This is a genomic window from Ferribacterium limneticum (assembly GCF_020510585.1).
Lineage (GTDB): Bacteria > Pseudomonadota > Gammaproteobacteria > Burkholderiales > Rhodocyclaceae > Azonexus.
This window is the reverse complement of the sequence record NZ_CP075190.1, coordinates 1,974,242-1,990,491: the sequence shown is the minus strand read 5'-3', so window position 1 is coordinate 1,990,491 and position 16,250 is coordinate 1,974,242. Positions and strand designations below refer to the sequence as shown.

The window sequence follows — 16,250 nt, the reverse complement described above, 5'->3', positions numbered from 1 at the left end:
GATGAGTCTGATAGAACAAGCTGCCAAGCGCCTCGAGCAACTTCGCCAAGCGGGCGTTGAACTCCCCGACGAACCTGCCAATATCCCAGTTGTTCCACCGGCGTCCGCTATTAACCAGTCAGCTCCCCTGGTCGCCACTGAACAGCTGAATTCAACGAATGCGTCAAAGCCTACAACGTATCCACCAGCTAGCGCGCAAACCATATTGAATCTTGAGGCTATTTCCGCATCTGGCCTACTGACGCCTGATGCCGCCCGCAGCCAACTTGCTGACGAGTTTCGCGTTATCAAGCGCCCGCTAATTGCCAACGCGATGAAGCGAGGTACTGCACCGGTACTCAATGGCAACCTGATTATGGTAACGAGCGCGCTACCAGGGGAGGGCAAAAGTTTTTCAGCGATTAATCTGGCAATAAGCATTGCCATGGAACTCGACAATACCGTCATGCTGGTCGATGCCGATGTGGCTCGACCTTCAGTGCTGAATATGCTCGGACTACCTCCAGCCAAAGGCTTACTCGACGTACTGGAACAGAACTCCGTCGATATCTCGAGCGTCTTGCTGCGTACAAATATCGAGAAGCTTTCCATCCTGCCTAGCGGCACGCCACATCCCCGAGCCACCGAACTGCTGGCAAGCGACACCATGATTCGCCTCCTTGACGACATGGCCAGCCGTTACAGTGATCGCATTATCGTCTTTGATTCCCCTCCCTTGCTACTGACCACTGAGGCACGTGTTCTTGCTACCCACATGGGTCAAGTCATCATAGTAGTTAATGCAGAAAACACAGCACAAGCAGCCGTCAAGCAAGCGATCGCCACTATTGAATCATGTCCGCTCAAGATGATGTTGCTTAATCAAGTTCGGACGTCCAAGACAGATGGGTACGGGTACGGGTACGGGTACGGGTACGGGTACGGGTACGGACATGAAAAATAACTCCGTTCGCCTATCAATCTCTTGCTGTTTCATCATCGGATGCCTTTCAAGCACCGTCTCAGCCGAACCCAGGGAACAAGGCGCCCGCTCCATCGCTATCACGCCACGAATAACATTGACAGAAACATGGAGCGACAACGTAGCATTGAGTAGTGGCCAAAATGGCAAGGAAAGCGGCTTAATCACAGAACTGGCACCCGGAATTCGCGTTGATGCGAAAACGACACGACTCAAGGCCTATTTCGACTACGCTGTACGCGGACAATTTTATTCAACATCGTCTGGAGATAGTCGTACCCAAAACTCTCTAAACACTTTTGGAACGCTTGAAGCGGTGACCAACTGGCTCTTTCTGGACTTCAGCGGCATGATCGCCCAGCAGGCGATCTCGGCATTTGGCCCCCAATCCCCCAGCGGCTCCAACATCAATAACAATAGTACCGAGACATCCACTTACCGCCTTTCGCCCTATATCCGAGGCCAAATTGCTAGGATCGTCGATTACTCACTGCGTTACACCTGGTCTACAACGCAAGCAAACGCTTCGGCGGGATCAAATACTGAACTATCTGACTGGGCCGGACAGTTACGTGGTAGCACTCCATTTCAGAATTTAAAATGGTCAGTCGACGCAACCCAACAGACTTCTACTTTTAGTCAGGGACGTACATCGGATGCCGAACGACTGTACGCCATGGTAACTTACACCGTTGTTCCCCAATTCCGCATTTCGTTGAGTGGGGGCACTGAGTCGAATAACTACGCATCCCTGAATATGGAGACTCACCCCACTCATGGCTATGGCTTCGATTGGACTCCAACAGAACGAACCGCGATTTCAGCCTTCAAGGAAACCCGTTTTTTCGGCGACGGGCACCGATATAGCTTTAATCACCGTTTTCCGCTGAGCAGTATTAGCTACTCTGATACCAAGAATGTATCGGTGTTGCCAAATCAATTCACAACTGTTGGCATCGGCACCGTCTATGATCTTTTTTATCCACTTTATTATCAAATTTGTGCTCAGAATCCTCAAATTTCGAGCCTATACCCTGATCTGGATACTTGTGCAAAAGCCGGGATTAGCCAACTTCCAATTTCGTCTAACGCCCTAGTGACCAGCGATTTTCTGAGATCGCAAGCCACAGTTCAACGCAACCAGCAATTGGCAATGGCCTTCCAAGGTTCTCGCAATTCGCTCACAGTGATGTTCAATCGGAACCAGAGCCAGTCCCTGCTTGCCTTCGCCGCCGTCAATGACGACTTCTCCCAGAACAACACTACTAGCATTCGGCAGCGGGGCGTCACTATCAGTCTTTCGCATCGCTTCAGCGGCCTCACAAATCTCAGCGTCATGGCCTCACGACAGGAAAGTACCGGAGCAGGCAGTAGCGACCTCAAGGCAAAAACTGCAATGTATCAGGCCAATCTCTCGTCACCGCTCGGTGCCAAGACAACAGGTAGCATCAGTGTCCGCCACACCGAGTTTGACAGCTCGACCAATCCCTATACCGAAAACGCGATTATCGGTACCGTTTCAGTTATTTTCTGACTTTATGTACCAATCTTTCTACGGCCTGGCCAGCAAGCCATTTCAGCTAAATCCTGACCCTGCCTTCTATTTTGGCAGCAAGCAGCACCGTCGTGCTCAAGCCTATCTTGAGTACGGCATGCATCAAAACGAGGGATTCATCGTCATTACGGGCGAAGTGGGTGCAGGAAAGACAACCATCGTCCGTGGTCTGCTTGATAGCCTTGATCCAGAAAAAATTGTTGCTGCCCAGTTGGTCAGCACTCAACTCGATGCTGATGACACACTGCGTCTGGTCGGGGCTGCCTTTGGCTTACGGACGAAGGATCTCGCAAAATCTGACGTTCTGATGTCTCTCGAGGCCTTTCTTATCAGCATGACAACGAAGGGCAAGCGTTGTCTTCTGGTCGTCGACGAAGCGCAGAATCTATCAGCCAGGGCCGTTGAAGAACTGCGCATGCTCTCAAATTTCCAGTATGGAAACCAGGCTCTGCTGCAAAGCTTTCTGGTTGGGCAACCGGAGTTCCGGCAAATTTTGCAGAGTCCTCACATGATGCAGTTTCGCCAGCGCGTGATTGCCACATGCCATATCGGCCCGCTGGATGTCAGCGAAACCCAAGCATATATCGAACACCGACTGCACCACGCCGGTGCCAAGGATTCTCCGAGTATTTCCAGCGCTGCCTTTGAAGCAATTTTCAAGGCCAGCAGCGGCATCCCCCGGCGCATTAACTCCGTTTGCGACCGTTTATTACTGTTCGGCTATCTCAATCAACAGAAAAATTTTGATATAGCGGATGTCGACGAAGTTGCCCGCGAGATTTTCGAGGAAACGATTGGTGGCACAACACAGGTGTCGCAGCAATACAACCTCAACGCAGGGGGTTGCAATTCGCCGTATTCGGTCACGACGACAACAGGCTGTGCGGATGCTTCACAAGCCCCGCAAGACTTGATTGCAACATTGAGCGCTGAACATATAGCCGAGCGGCTGGCCAGGCTGGAGAACAGTCTGGCGCAACTGGAACGGATCAATAGCGCAACACTAAGCCTGATGCAGCAGTTTTTTGCAAAAAACTGCACATCGGCCAATCCGCAAAAAGAAAATGAAAACGCAGATGCCTGACCACTGGCCCTCTACCCTAGGCCCCGTCATTTGTGTGGTCGGTGCCCGGCCCAACTTCATGAAAATGGCTCCGATTTTGCGCGCCTTCGCTGCGCATCAACCGGCTATTCCCACCCTGCTGCTGCACACGGGGCAGCATTATGACCGGGACATGAATGACAAGCTGTTCGAAGATTTGCGCCTCCCTCACCCGGATATCAATCTTGAAGTCGGTTCTGGCAGCCACGCTGTTCAAACGGCAGAAGTAATGCGCCGTTTCGAACCTGTTGTCGACGACAAAAAACCCTCCTGTGTTCTGGTCGTCGGTGACGTCAATTCGACACTGGCATGTACCTTGGTAGCCGTAAAGAAGGGAATTCCGGTCGTACATGTCGAAGCCGGTCTGCGTAGCTACGATCGCGCCATGCCAGAAGAAATTAACCGTGTTCTTACCGATCAGGTGGCAGATCGTCTCTACACAACAGAGCGAAGCGCCGCCGACAATTTGACGCGTGAAGGGATCGCCGCCGAGCGGATTCGTTTTGTCGGCAACGTCATGATCGACTCATTACTGAGTAACAGGTCATTTGCCCGTAGCCCGGCCGACTGCTTACAGGCGGCGGGTGTCGACCCAGCATTGATTCAGGGGGCGCAGGGTTTTGGAATCGTCACCATGCACCGCCCCTCCAATGTCGACCACGCCGACATACTTGCATCCCTGCTAGGAGTGCTGCGCGAAATTTCCGAATCGATTCCGCTGGTATTCGCCCTGCACCCGCGCACTAAAAGCAACATTGAACGCTTTGGGCTAGGCAATTTAATCGACCAGACCAAAATGATCATGCTGCCGCCGCAGGGTTATCTCGAGATGCTCGGTTTGATGGCTAACGCGCGTATCGTTCTGACCGATTCCGGCGGCCTGCAGGAAGAAACCACGGCACTGGGCGTTCCCTGCCTGACTATGCGCGAAAATACCGAACGCCCCATTACCGTCGAGCAAGGTACCAATACCATGGTTGGGCGCAACCTCGATTCTATTCGTCACCATGCGGCGGAAATTCTGGCTGGGCGCGGGAAGAGTGGCCGAGTGCCGGAGAATTGGGATGGTCAAACCTCTCAGCGTATCGCTGCTGACCTGGCCACCTGGCTGATCGAGCGTCACAATCGAAACTGATGATTCACAATGAAAACGCCGACAGCCACTCCGTCCAACGCACTGACCATCGATGTTGAGGACTACTTTCAGGTCTCGGCGTTTGCCCCGCATATTCCGCGCAGTGACTGGCCTATTCGCGAATGCCGTGTTGAGCGGAACATCGACTGCATTCTTGCCATGCTTGACGAGCATCAGACCAAGGCCACTTTCTTCACCCTGGGTTGGGTTGCCGAGCGCTACCCTGCAGTAGTTCGGAGCATCGTCAAGAATGGCCATGAACTTGCCAGCCACGGTTATGGTCACGAGCGGGTCAGTGACCAGACGCCAGATAGTTTTTTTGCCGACATCAATGTAGCCAAGCTGCTATTGGAGGATATCTCCGGCGAGGAAGTCAAGGGCTACCGGGCACCCAGTTTTTCGATTGGAGAGAAAAACCTCTGGGCTTTCGAAACCCTGGAAAAAGCTGGCTATCATTACAGTTCGAGCATCTACCCAATTCATCATGACCACTACGGCATGCCTAACGCACCGCGGCATGCCCATAGGATAGGCAATCTGCTCGAAATACCGGCGACCACGCTGCGATTTTTCAATCGTAACTGGCCTGCCAGTGGCGGTGGCTATTTTCGGTTAATGCCCTATGAACTTTCGCGTTGGATGATTCGGCGCGTTAACGAGGTTGACCAGCTCTCTGCGGTTTTCTATTTCCACCCCTGGGAAATCGATTGCGGGCAACCGCGCATCCCGGGCATCGGTGCCAAAACGCGCTTTCGCCATTACGTCAACATCAACCGCATGGAAAGTCGCCTGCACCGCTTGCTAGCCGATTTTTCCTGGGGACGGATGGACCAGTTGTTCCTGATACAGGCCTGAGCCCAATGATCATCAAGCAGATGGCCCCTTCCGATCCCGGAAGCGTGAAACACTGGAATGAATTCGTCTTCGCCTGTCCCGACGCAACTTTTTTCCACCGGGCCGAATGGCAGGAAATCATTTGCAAGGTTTTCCGACACCCCACCTTTTTCCTCTATGCTGAAAAGGAAGGCGAAATTGTCGGGGTTCTGCCTCTGGCGCACGTCAATAGCCGGCTCTTTGGCAATTCCCTTGTCTCATTGCCTTTTGCCGTTTATGCCGGCGTTGCCTCAAGCGACCGAGAAGCCATCGCAGGTCTCGAAGCCGAGGCCCAACAACTGGCAGTCAAACTCGGCGTTGATCACCTCGAGTTCCGCAATATTTCCGCTAGACACGCCGATTGGCCGACGCAGGATTTGTATGTCACCTTCCGCAAGGAAATCCAACCCGACGTCGAAGCAAACATGCTTGCCATTCCGCGCAAGCAACGGGCAATGGTTCGAAAAGGAATAAAAAATTGCCTGAAAAGTCAGGTTGACCGTAGCAGCGACCGCTTTTTCGCCCTCTTTGCCGACAATGTCCATCGCCACGGTACACCGGCCTTACCCAAGCGCTATTTCGACACACTGCTCGAAGTTTTTGGTGACGATTGCGAGATCCTGACCATCACCTCGTCCGAAGATAAGCTGCTGAGTAGCGTGCTCTCGTTCTACTTCCGGGATGAAGTCCTGCCCTACTACGCCGGTGATGACGAAGCCGCCCGTGACCTCGCCGCCAACGACTTCAAATACTGGGAACTGATGCGGCGGAGCTGTGAGCGTGGCCTACGTATCTTCGACTATGGCCGCAGCAAGATCGGAACCGGGCCCTATGCTTTCAAGAAAAACTGGGGCTTTGAACCACAGCCGCTCCACTACGAGTATTGCCTGTACAAGCGCGATAGTATTCCCCAGAACAACCCAAACAACGCCAAATACAAGCTGTTCATCGAAGCTTGGCGGCGCATGCCAATTGGCCTTGCCAACTGGCTTGGGCCGCACATCGTGCGCAATCTTGGTTAGTCATGGCGAATATTCTTTATCTCGTCCATCGCCTTCCCTACCCGCCCAACAAGGGCGACAAGGTGCGTTCGTACCACCTTCTGAAACACCTTGCCGAAAAGAATCAGATTTTTCTCGGCACCTTTGTCGATGACCCGGACGATTTTCAATACATCGAGAAGGTTCGCAGTTTTTGCAGCGACCTGCATGTCGCTCGTCTTGATCCTAGATTGGCAAAAATACGTAGCCTAAATGCCTTGCTTGCCGATGATCCGTTAACCCTGCGTTACTACCGTGACGCCGGACTGCAAGACTGGGTTGATAACATCTGCGGCCAGAAAAATATAGATGCCATTGTGGTTTTCAGTTCGGCGATGGCTCAGTACATCGAATCGATAGCCCGACTGCCCGTCATCATTGATTTTGTCGATGTCGACTCGGCCAAATGGACGCAATACGCCCCCAATCACCGCTGGCCTATGTCCTGGCTATATCGTCGGGAAGGTGCGCGGCTGCTGGCTTATGAACGGGAAATTGCTGCCCGCTCGGCACGTTCGTTCTTCGTAACCGAGGCGGAGGCGGCGCTTTTCACCCGGCTGGCACCTGAATGCGCCATTCGTGTTGAAGCCCTCTGCAACGGTGTGGACGCCGACTATTTCGCCCCGATTGACAATCGTGCATCGCCATATGCTGCTGATGAAATACCCATCGTATTCACGGGTGCCATGGACTATCTGCCGAATATCGATGCCGTGCGCTGGTTTGTCGCCGAGATGTTGCCGGCGCTATGCGAACGGTGGCCACAACTACGTTTCTACATCGTCGGACGCTGTCCGACGCCGGAAGTTCTGGCTTTGGCCGGTGAAACCGTCACTGTCACGGGTACGGTTCCCGACGTTCGTCCCTACCTGCAACATGCAGCGGTCGTCGTCGCACCGCTACGCATCGCCCGCGGCATCCAGAACAAGATCCTCGAAGCGATGGCCATGGCTCGGCCCGTCGTTGCTTCCAGCGAATGTGCTGCTGCGGTCGACGCTATTATTGGCCAGGAATTGATAACTGCAACGACCCCGACCGACTTCATCGGCGAAATCAACGCACTGATGCAGGCTCCCGAATGCTGCATTGCCATCGGCAATGCAGCCCGCCAAAGGGTGATTACACGATATAGCTGGGAAGCCCATCTCGCGAGCATCGACCAATATCTACCTGGATTGCAGGAGGTTGCAGCATGACCCATCGGCCCAACTGGAAGCCGACCCTGGCCGCAATTGCGCTGACCCTCCTCTGGATCGGCTATTGGTACTGGGGAACACTGGAGGCTATGGCGCAGATCTGGTGGCGATCAGAAACCTACGCCCATGGGCTCATCGTGCCGCCTATCGCGCTTTGGCTCATCTGGCGCGACCGGCAGCGGCCAGTAGCGCTTGCCCCGCATGCCACCCTGTGGTTTGCCATGCCTCTCGCCGGCTTCGTTTTTCTGTGGTTGCTCGGTGATCTAACCGCTGTCAACGCCCTGACCCAGTTTGCCGTCATCGGCTTGATCGTCGTAGCGATCATGGCCCTAGTTGGCTGGCCAATCAGCAAGGTCCTGGCCTTCCCGCTACTCTTTCTCTTCTTTGCAGTCCCTGTCGGCGACTTCCTGCTGCCGCGCCTGATGGAATGGACCGCCGACTTTACGGTACTGGCCTTGCGCCTGACCGGCATTCCCGTTTTCCGCGAAGGGCAGAACTTCGTCATCCCCAGCGGTAACTGGTCTGTCGTCGAAGCCTGCAGCGGCGTTCGCTATTTGATCGCGTCGCTGACGGTCGGCACGCTATACGCTTATCTGACCTATACCTCGCTCAAGCGCCGGCTGATTTTCATCCTCGTTTCGCTGCTCGTCCCCATCCTTGCTAATTGGCTACGCGCCTATATGATCGTAATGCTTGGCCACTTTTCGGGTAACAAGCTCGCGGTCGGAGCGGACCACCTGATCTACGGTTGGGTCTTTTTCGGAATAGTCATCGTTATCATGTTTGCGATTGGTGCCCGCTGGGCTGAACCAATCCAGACAGCCCAGCGCGTCACTTCGGCGCCAGGCAGCAAATTCCAGAAGCCGCTGCATACCTGGACGATCATGCTCATTCTCGCAGTCGTCATCGCAGCCGGCTCGCTCTACGAAATGCGTCTGCGGCAGGCCAACACCGACGCCGTCATCAATCTTGCACTACCAGCCACTGCCGGATCCTGGCATACCGAGGCCCCTGCCATTGAGTGGCAACCGCGATTCACCAATCCCTCGGCGGAACTGCACTCGGCTTACCGCAACCAGGATGGCTGGGTCGGTCTTTACATCGCCTACTACCAAAACCAGAACTACGAGCGCAAGTTGGTGACCTCCACCAACGTGCTTGTGACGTCGAGCGACCCGCTCTGGCAAATCGTCGCAAATCGTCAGGCAAATACGAGCTTCGGTGGCAGCCAAGTAGCTATTCGCGAGGCTGAACTACTGAAGAAACAGGATATTGCGAATGAGCGCTACATCATCTGGCAGGGATACTGGATCAACGGGCGCCTGACCTCAAGCGATATCGAAGCCAAATGGCTGACCGCATGGGCCATGCTCACCGGGCACGGCGACGATAGCGCCGCTATCATTATCTACGCTCCGAAAGACTCGGCCGCCAAGGATTTGCCAGCCTTCGCAAACGAGGCTGGCGGCGAAATACTGCGTAGCCTGACCGAGGCACGGCTGAAATGAGCGATGGCCGCCCCCTCGTGGCCCACGTCCTGCACCGCTTCGATACGGGTGGACTTGAAAACGGCGTGGTGAACCTGATCAACCATATGCCGGTCAATGCCTACCGCCACGCTGTCATCGCACTTACCGACATCACCGACTTCAAAAACCGCATCCAGCGTCCTGATGTCCAGTTTTTTGCCCTGAACAAGCAACCCGGTCATGTGCTCTGGATATATCCGCAGCTTTATCGCCTGTTCCGCCAACTCAAGCCGGCGATCGTGCACACCCGTAACCTTGCCGCGCTGGAAGCCGCCGTGCCGGCGTGGGCTGCCCGAGTGCCGGCACGTATCCATGGCGAACATGGCCGCGACGTTGGCGACTTTGACGGCACAAACAAGAAATGCCAATGGATTCGACGAATTTACAGTCCGTTCGTGAAACACTACATAGCCCTGTCCCAGGATCTCGCGCACTATCTCACCCATCCCGTTGGCATTAGTGCAAAGCGCGTGACGCAAATCTATAACGGAGTGGATGCCGCCCGTTTCCATCCCGCCCCTGAGCGACAAGACATTTCCGGTTCCCCGTTTAACCAAGCCGGGCTCTGGCTCGTCGGTACCGCTGGCCGCATGCAGACCGTCAAGGATCAAACCAACCTGGCCCGTGCCTTCGTTTTGGCCATCAATATCGAACCATCCCTGCGCGAGCTCCTGCGTCTGGTCATGGTCGGCGACGGCCCCTTGCGCCACGAATCGCTCGCCATCCTCGAAACAGCCGGCCTTGCCGAACTCGCGTGGCTGCCCGGGGAACGTAATGACATCCCCGACATCATGCGCGGGCTTGACTGTTTCATCCTGCCCTCGCTCGGCGAAGGCATCTCCAATACCATCCTCGAAGCCATGGCCAGCGGATTACCAGTGATCGCCACCGACGTCGGTGGAAATCCGGAACTGGTCCAGGAAGGGCGCACCGGCCATCTGGTCCCGGCGGCTGATCCCGGCGCCCTCGCCCGAGCCATCATCAACCTCGCCCATTCCCCGGAAAAATCCCGTGCCATGGGTTATGCCGGACGGAAGCGCATTGAGGCACAATTCAGCATGACGGCCATGATCGACAGCTACCAGCAGATTTACGACCGACTGCTTGGCAGAATGCTACGGTCAACCGGAAATTAACCCCAAAAATCAAATCACGAGAACCCCATGTGCGGCATCACAGGCATCTTTGACACCCGAGGCAAAAGCGACATCGATCGTGCGCTACTGAATCGCATGAACGAAGCGCAGTTCCATCGCGGCCCTGATGAAGGCGGCCTGCATGTCGAACCCGGCGTCGGGCTCGGCCACCGTCGCCTGTCGATCATCGACCTGTCCACGGGCCAGCAACCGCTCTACAACGAAGACCAGAGCGTCTGCGTCGTCTTCAACGGTGAAATTTACAACTACCAGGCGCTGATCCCGGAGTTGCAAGCGCTCGGCCATATTTTTCACACCCGCAGCGACACCGAAGTCATCGTGCACGCCTGGGAAGCCTGGGGCGAAAGCTGTGTCGACCGCTTCCGCGGCATGTTCGCCTTCGCCCTCTGGGACCGCAATCGCGAAACGCTCTTTCTGGCTCGCGACCGCCTTGGCGTCAAGCCGCTCTACTACGCCCTGCTTGACGACGGCACCTTCCTCTTCGGTTCTGAACTCAAATCCATCCTCGCCCACGGCGCCCTCAAACGCGACATCGACCCGTGCGCCGTCGAGGAATACTTTGCCCTCGGTTACGTCGCCGAGCCGCGCACCATCTTCAAGCAAGCCCAAAAGCTCCCGCCCGCCTGCACCCTGCTCCTGCGCCGTGGCCAGCCGGTCGGCGAACCCCGCGAATACTGGGATGTCCGCTTTACGCTCGATAACCCGATCAACGATGTCGACGCCCGCGCCGAGCTGACCCACCGACTCGAAGAGTCGATCAAACTGCGCATGATTTCGGAAGTGCCACTCGGCGCCTTCCTCTCCGGTGGCGTCGACTCAAGCGCCGTCGTCGCCATCATGGCCGGCCTCTCGCCAAACCCGGTCAACACCTGCTCGATCGGCTTTTCCGACCCCGCTTTCAACGAATCCGAATTCGCCAAAATGGTGGCCGACCGCTACCACACCAACCACCACCTCGACATCGTCGAAAGCGACGACTTCGACCTCATAGACACCCTGGCCAAACTCTACGACGAGCCCTACGCCGACAGTTCCGCCATCCCCACCTACCGCGTTTGCCAACTGGCCCGCAAACACGTCACCGTTGCCCTTTCCGGCGATGGCGGCGATGAAAGCTTCGGCGGCTACCGCCGCTACAAGTTGCACCTGATGGAAGAAAAAATGCGCTCGGCCCTGCCGCTGAGCCTGCGTCGCCCCGTCTTCGGCGCTCTGGGCAAGCTCTACCCGAAAGCCGACTGGGCGCCACGCGTCTTCCGCGCCAAAACAACCTTTGAAGGCATCGCCCGCAGCTCGGTGGAAGCTTACTTCCACTCAGTATCGATTCTGCGCGCCCCGATGCGCAACCAGCTATTCAGCCAGAAATTCAAATCAGCCCTCGGTGGCTACAACGCCATCGATGCATTCAAACAGCATGCAGAAAAAGCCAACACCGACGACCCGCTGGCCCAGATTCAGTATCTCGACCTCAAAACCTACCTCGTCGGCGACATCAACACCAAGGTCGACCGCGCCAGCATGGCCCATTCGCTGGAAGTCCGCGAACCGCTGATGGACCACGAACTGATCGAATGGCTGGCCACGCTGAACTCCTCCCAGAAAATTCGCGGTCAGGAAACCAAATACCTGCTCAAAAAGTCGATGGAGCCCTTACTCCCCAACGACGTCCTCTATCGTCCGAAAATGGGGTTCTCGGTACCTCTCGCCCGCTGGTTCCGCGGCCCGCTCAAACAGCGCGTCCAGGATGCGCTGCTCGGCCCGCGCCTGGCCGGCACCGGCTGGTTCAATCGCGACTACCTGAAACACCTCGTCGACGCCCACAACAACGGCAGCCGCGACTACAGCGCCTCGATCTGGACCTTGCTGATGTTTGAAGCCTTCCTGCGCAACGTCATGGAACAAGGCCAACCGGCATGATTCGCGTTCTCCATGTCCTCGACCATTCCATCCCCCTGCACAGCGGCTACACCTTCCGCACCGCTGCGCTGCTGCGTGAACAGCGCGCCCTCGGCTGGCAAACATTTCACCTCACCTCGCCCAAGCAAGGCGAAACGGACGCGCCTTTTGAAGATGTCGACGGCCTGCGCTTCTTCCGCACCCCGCTCGCCACCGGCACCCTGGCCAGCCTGCCCATCGGCAAGGAGTTGGCCCTGATGAAGCAACTGGAAACCCGGCTGGAAGAAGTCGCCCGCGAGGTTCGCCCCGACATCATTCACGCCCACTCACCGGTGCTCAATGTCCTTCCCGCCATCAAGGTGGCGCGCCGTCTCGGCATCCCGGTAGTCTATGAAATCCGTGCCTTCTGGGAAGATGCGGCAGTCGACCACGGCACCACCAGCGAAGGCAGCCTGCGCTACCGCGCCACGCGCAAACTCGAAACCCGTGCCATTGAGCAAGTCGACCACGTCTTCACCATCTGCGAAGGCCTTCGCGCCGACATCGTCAGGCGCGGCATTTCCGCCGATAAAGTCACTGTCATCCCCAACGCCGTCGACATAGACTCCTTCAACCTGGCCAGCCCGCCCGACCCCGAACTCCTCAAAAAATGGGGATTGACCGGTAAAACCGTCATCGGCTTTATCGGCTCCTTCTACGCTTACGAAGGCCTTGACCTGCTGCTGGATGCACTACCCGCCCTCATCGCATCTCAACCTGACATTCGCGTCCTGCTTGTCGGCGGCGGCCCGCAGGAAGCCAACCTTCGCCAGCAAGCAGACAAACTCGGTCTCAATGATGTCGTGATCTTTACCGGCCGCGTACCGCACAAAGACGTCAGCCGCTATTACGACCTGATCAACGTCCTCGCCTACCCGCGCCACCCGATGCGCCTGACCGAGCTTGTCACGCCGCTCAAACCCCTGGAAGCCATGGCCCAAGGCCAGCTATTCGTCGCCTCCGATGTCGGTGGCCACAAAGAACTGGTCGAGCACAACAAGACCGGCATCCTTTTCAGAGCAGGAGATCGTGATTCGCTAACCCAAGCGCTGCTAAATCTGCTCAACGACCGTCATCGCTGGCCTGAGCTCAAAGCCAATGGCCGTCAGTTTGTCGAAAACATCCGGAACTGGCAGAGCAGCGTTGCTAACTATCGCGCCCCCTATCAACAGCTAACCGGCTTGCAGGTTTAGCATGGCAGGTAGCGCGCATCCTCACATCGTTGTCTTGTCGAGCCTGTTTCCGAGCCAGATACAGCCAGGAGCCGGGCTTTTCATCCGTGAGCGAATGTTTCGGGTTGGCAAGCACCTGCCCCTGTCGGTAGTGTCGCCAACCCCCTGGTTTCCACTGCAATCCCTGATCCAGAAACTGAAACCCTATTTCCGCCCAGGAGCCCCCAAGCACGAGCGACAATCAGGCATAGACGTCTGGTTCCCTCATTTCTTGTCGGTTCCCGGATTGCTCAAGGGTTGGGATGGCATGATGATGGCCATCGGCGCCCTCCCACGAATGAGGCATTTGAAACGATGTGGAAAACTCGACATCATCGACACCCATTTTGCCTACCCTGACGGATACGCAGCGTGTTTGCTCAGTCGCTGGCTTGGCGTGCCTTACACGCTCACGTTGCGAGGAACAGAATCGCGGCATCTACAGACACCCAGTCTTCGCACTAAAGCACTGCAAGCCATAAAATGCGCAAGTCAGGTGTTCTCGGTCTCCGATTCCCTGAAAAAACTGGCAGTCGAACACGGTGCGGATGCCTCGAAAATTGAAGTCGTCGGCAACGGTGTCGACATAGAACGATTTTCTCGAATTGAACGCCGGGCCGCGAGAACTGCAATCGGCATACCGTCCGGAGTACCAATCCTTATCTCTGTCGGCGGACTTGTTCGCCGCAAAGGCTTTCACCGCGTCATCGAAATACTGCCAAAGCTACGAATTCAATTTCCAGAACTTATGTACCTTATTGTTGGGGGTCCGAGTCCCGAAGGTAACAATCGCAAGCAACTGGAGCAACAAATCGAAACACTGGGACTTCGCGAGTGTGTCAGATTCATGGGGGCCGTCAAACCCGACGATCTCCCTCCCCTCCTTTCTGCTGCGGATGTGTTCGTCCTGGCAACAAGCAATGAAGGTTGGGCCAATGTACTCCTCGAAGCAATGGCCTGTGGGCTTCCTGTGGTGACCACCGATGTCGGAGGCAATCGAGAGGTTGTCAGTGATGAGACACTGGGCATCATCACGCCATTTGGCGATCAGAACGCATTGGAAGAAGCCATTTGTCAGGCGCTGAACATGATTTGGGATGGCGACCACATTCGACAATACGCCCAGAAAAACTCCTGGGATGAACGCGTAGAGCGACTCTGTGCGCACTTTTCAAGCATCGCGCCAGTTCGGGAGAATAAGCAATGAGCGCCCTGTACACAAAACTCGTAGCAAATTTCATCTTTCCCATTCAGGAACGCCTGAAGCATCACGACACCGTTGCCGTTCGCAAGAAAATGGACGAATCCCAGTGGTGGCCCCGGGAGAGAATCGAAGCACTCCAGTTGGACAGGCTCCGCAATCTGGTCAGTCATGCCGAGCAACACGTTCCTTACTACCGCGAATTATTCGAAAAAATCGGGTTGACTGCAGCAAGCATTCAGTCGCTTGCCGACCTGCAGCGCATCCCGTTCCTGACCAAGCCAATCATCCGCAACAATCAGGAACGCTTCAAGTCAGACAAGGCGCAACACCTTTCGCGATTCAATACCGGTGGTTCCTCCGGCGAACCACTAATTTTCTTTATTGGCAGCGAACGGGTCAGCCACGACGTTGCCGCCAAATGGCGAGCTACCCGCTGGTGGGGTGTCGATATCGGCGATCCCGAAATTGTGGTTTGGGGAAGCCCGATCGAACTTACCTCTCAAGACCGGGTGCGCCAGTTCCGTGACCGCGCGATGCGTACACAATTGCTACCCGCATTCGAGATGAGCGAAGCGAAGCTTGACGGCTTCGTCGAGACCATTCAACGCGCCCGCCCCGCCATGCTGTTCGGTTACCCATCTTCTATTTCGCTGATTGCCCGCCACGCTGAAAAACGCGGGCAGCGCATGAGCGATCTTGGCATCAAAGTCGCCTTCGTGACCTCGGAACGCCTCTACGACCACCAACGTGATGAGATCAGCCGCATTTTCGGCTGCCCGGTTGCCAACGGCTATGGCGGACGCGATGCCGGCTTCATTGCCCACCAGTGCCCCAACGAGGGCATGCATATTACTGCCGAAGACATCATCGTTGAAATTATAGACAAGGATGGCAAGGTTTTGCCCAAAGGCGCTGCCGGTGAAGTGGTAGTTACGCACCTTGCAACTAGCGATTTTCCGTTCATTCGTTATCGCACCGGTGACGTTGCCGTACTGTCTGAAAAATCCTGCGCTTGTGGCCGCGGCTTACCACTACTTGATGAAATTCAGGGCAGGACTACCGATTTTGTATTGGCCGCCGACGGCACTATCATGCATGGCCTGGCCGTTGTGTACCCGATTCGGGACATTCCGGGTATTGCTGCATTCAAAGTGGTACAAGAAACACTGGCGCGGGTGGTCGTTCAGATTGTCCCCGAGGATGGTTGTGATTCTCAGGTCGAAGCAATTATCGCTGCCGGTATCAAAGCCAGGTTGGGCCAATCTGTCGACGTGCAGGTACGACGAGTTGACCATATTCCTCTCGAAAATTCCGGCAAGTTTCGGTACGTCCAAAGCCTTGTGGTTGGGAGCTGA

General features: G+C 55.8%; 13 protein-coding genes. All 13 read left to right on the top strand.

Translation table 11 applies throughout. The annotated features are described in order from the left end of the window. Position 1 precedes the first annotated feature (1 nt). Genes KI613_RS09745 through KI613_RS09685 form a run of 13 tightly spaced genes read left to right on the top strand, consistent with a single transcriptional unit; the run spans position 2 to position 16,250 of the window. A complete protein-coding gene (locus tag KI613_RS09745) occupies positions 2-943 on the top strand; it encodes an XrtA-associated tyrosine autokinase (RefSeq protein ID WP_226405331.1) in 942 nt (313 codons plus the stop codon). Beyond that, a complete protein-coding gene (locus KI613_RS09740) occupies positions 933-2,495 on the top strand; it encodes a TIGR03016 family PEP-CTERM system-associated outer membrane protein (protein ID WP_226405330.1) in 1,563 nt (520 codons plus the stop codon). Before KI613_RS09745 ends, KI613_RS09740 begins: the two co-directional genes overlap by 11 nt. Before the next feature lie 4 nt (positions 2,496-2,499). After that, positions 2,500-3,600, top strand: a complete 1,101-nt coding sequence (locus tag KI613_RS09735) for an XrtA/PEP-CTERM system-associated ATPase (RefSeq protein ID WP_226405328.1) — start codon at positions 2,500-2,502, stop codon at positions 3,598-3,600. Then, positions 3,581-4,753 (top strand): non-hydrolyzing UDP-N-acetylglucosamine 2-epimerase, encoded by a 1,173-nt coding sequence (gene wecB, locus KI613_RS09730; RefSeq protein WP_226405326.1) that lies wholly within the window; start codon positions 3,581-3,583, stop codon positions 4,751-4,753. Before KI613_RS09735 ends, wecB begins: the two co-directional genes overlap by 20 nt. 9 nt (positions 4,754-4,762) lie before the next feature. After that, the gene (locus KI613_RS09725) at positions 4,763-5,608 is read left to right on the top strand and encodes an XrtA system polysaccharide deacetylase (RefSeq protein WP_226405324.1); all 846 of its coding nucleotides are present in this window, start codon (positions 4,763-4,765) and stop codon (positions 5,606-5,608) included. Between the two features lie 5 nt (positions 5,609-5,613). Next, on the top strand, positions 5,614-6,648 hold the full coding sequence (locus tag KI613_RS09720) for a FemAB family XrtA/PEP-CTERM system-associated protein (protein ID WP_226405323.1): 1,035 nt from the start codon (positions 5,614-5,616) through the stop codon (positions 6,646-6,648). Continuing rightward, positions 6,582-7,862 (top strand): TIGR03087 family PEP-CTERM/XrtA system glycosyltransferase, encoded by a 1,281-nt coding sequence (locus tag KI613_RS09715; protein ID WP_226405321.1) that lies wholly within the window; start codon positions 6,582-6,584, stop codon positions 7,860-7,862. The genes KI613_RS09720 and KI613_RS09715 overlap by 67 nt, the downstream gene beginning before the upstream one ends. Continuing rightward, the gene (xrtA, locus tag KI613_RS09710) at positions 7,859-9,370 is read left to right on the top strand and encodes an exosortase A (RefSeq protein WP_226405319.1); all 1,512 of its coding nucleotides are present in this window, start codon (positions 7,859-7,861) and stop codon (positions 9,368-9,370) included. The genes KI613_RS09715 and xrtA overlap by 4 nt, the downstream gene beginning before the upstream one ends. After that, on the top strand, positions 9,367-10,527 hold the full coding sequence (locus KI613_RS09705) for a TIGR03088 family PEP-CTERM/XrtA system glycosyltransferase (RefSeq protein WP_226405317.1): 1,161 nt from the start codon (positions 9,367-9,369) through the stop codon (positions 10,525-10,527). Before xrtA ends, KI613_RS09705 begins: the two co-directional genes overlap by 4 nt. A 27-nt stretch (positions 10,528-10,554) precedes the next feature. Further along, positions 10,555-12,462, top strand: coding sequence for an XrtA/PEP-CTERM system amidotransferase (locus KI613_RS09700; RefSeq protein ID WP_226405315.1), 1,908 nt, complete (start codon positions 10,555-10,557; stop codon positions 12,460-12,462). Then, positions 12,462-13,673: a TIGR04063 family PEP-CTERM/XrtA system glycosyltransferase gene (locus KI613_RS09695; RefSeq protein ID WP_226405736.1), complete on the top strand. Its 1,212-nt coding sequence runs from the start codon at positions 12,462-12,464 to the stop codon at positions 13,671-13,673. Before KI613_RS09700 ends, KI613_RS09695 begins: the two co-directional genes overlap by 1 nt. A gap of 1 nt (position 13,674) precedes the next feature. Continuing rightward, positions 13,675-14,898 carry a glycosyltransferase gene (locus tag KI613_RS09690; protein ID WP_226405313.1) on the top strand — a complete coding sequence of 408 codons (1,224 nt, stop codon included), beginning with the start codon at positions 13,675-13,677 and terminating at the stop codon, positions 14,896-14,898. Beyond that, the gene (locus KI613_RS09685; RefSeq protein WP_226405312.1) at positions 14,895-16,250 is read left to right on the top strand and encodes a phenylacetate--CoA ligase family protein; all 1,356 of its coding nucleotides are present in this window, start codon (positions 14,895-14,897) and stop codon (positions 16,248-16,250) included. Before KI613_RS09690 ends, KI613_RS09685 begins: the two co-directional genes overlap by 4 nt.

What these genes read in the sequence shown, in the direction of transcription:
- KI613_RS09745 (WP_226405331.1), top strand. Translation starts at nt 2, where the DNA reads ATGAGTCTGATAGAACAAGCTGCCAAGCGCCTCGAGCAACTTCGCCAA.
- KI613_RS09740 (WP_226405330.1), top strand. Translation starts at nt 933, where the DNA reads ATGAAAAATAACTCCGTTCGCCTATCAATCTCTTGCTGTTTCATCATC.
- KI613_RS09735 (WP_226405328.1), top strand. Translation starts at nt 2,500, where the DNA reads ATGTACCAATCTTTCTACGGCCTGGCCAGCAAGCCATTTCAGCTAAAT.
- wecB (WP_226405326.1), top strand. Translation starts at nt 3,581, where the DNA reads ATGAAAACGCAGATGCCTGACCACTGGCCCTCTACCCTAGGCCCCGTC.
- KI613_RS09725 (WP_226405324.1), top strand. Translation starts at nt 4,763, where the DNA reads ATGAAAACGCCGACAGCCACTCCGTCCAACGCACTGACCATCGATGTT.
- KI613_RS09720 (WP_226405323.1), top strand. Translation starts at nt 5,614, where the DNA reads ATGATCATCAAGCAGATGGCCCCTTCCGATCCCGGAAGCGTGAAACAC.
- xrtA (WP_226405319.1), top strand. Translation starts at nt 7,859, where the DNA reads ATGACCCATCGGCCCAACTGGAAGCCGACCCTGGCCGCAATTGCGCTG.
- KI613_RS09705 (WP_226405317.1), top strand. Translation starts at nt 9,367, where the DNA reads ATGAGCGATGGCCGCCCCCTCGTGGCCCACGTCCTGCACCGCTTCGAT.
- KI613_RS09700 (WP_226405315.1), top strand. Translation starts at nt 10,555, where the DNA reads ATGTGCGGCATCACAGGCATCTTTGACACCCGAGGCAAAAGCGACATC.
- KI613_RS09690 (WP_226405313.1), top strand. Translation starts at nt 13,675, where the DNA reads ATGGCAGGTAGCGCGCATCCTCACATCGTTGTCTTGTCGAGCCTGTTT.
- KI613_RS09685 (WP_226405312.1), top strand. Translation starts at nt 14,895, where the DNA reads ATGAGCGCCCTGTACACAAAACTCGTAGCAAATTTCATCTTTCCCATT.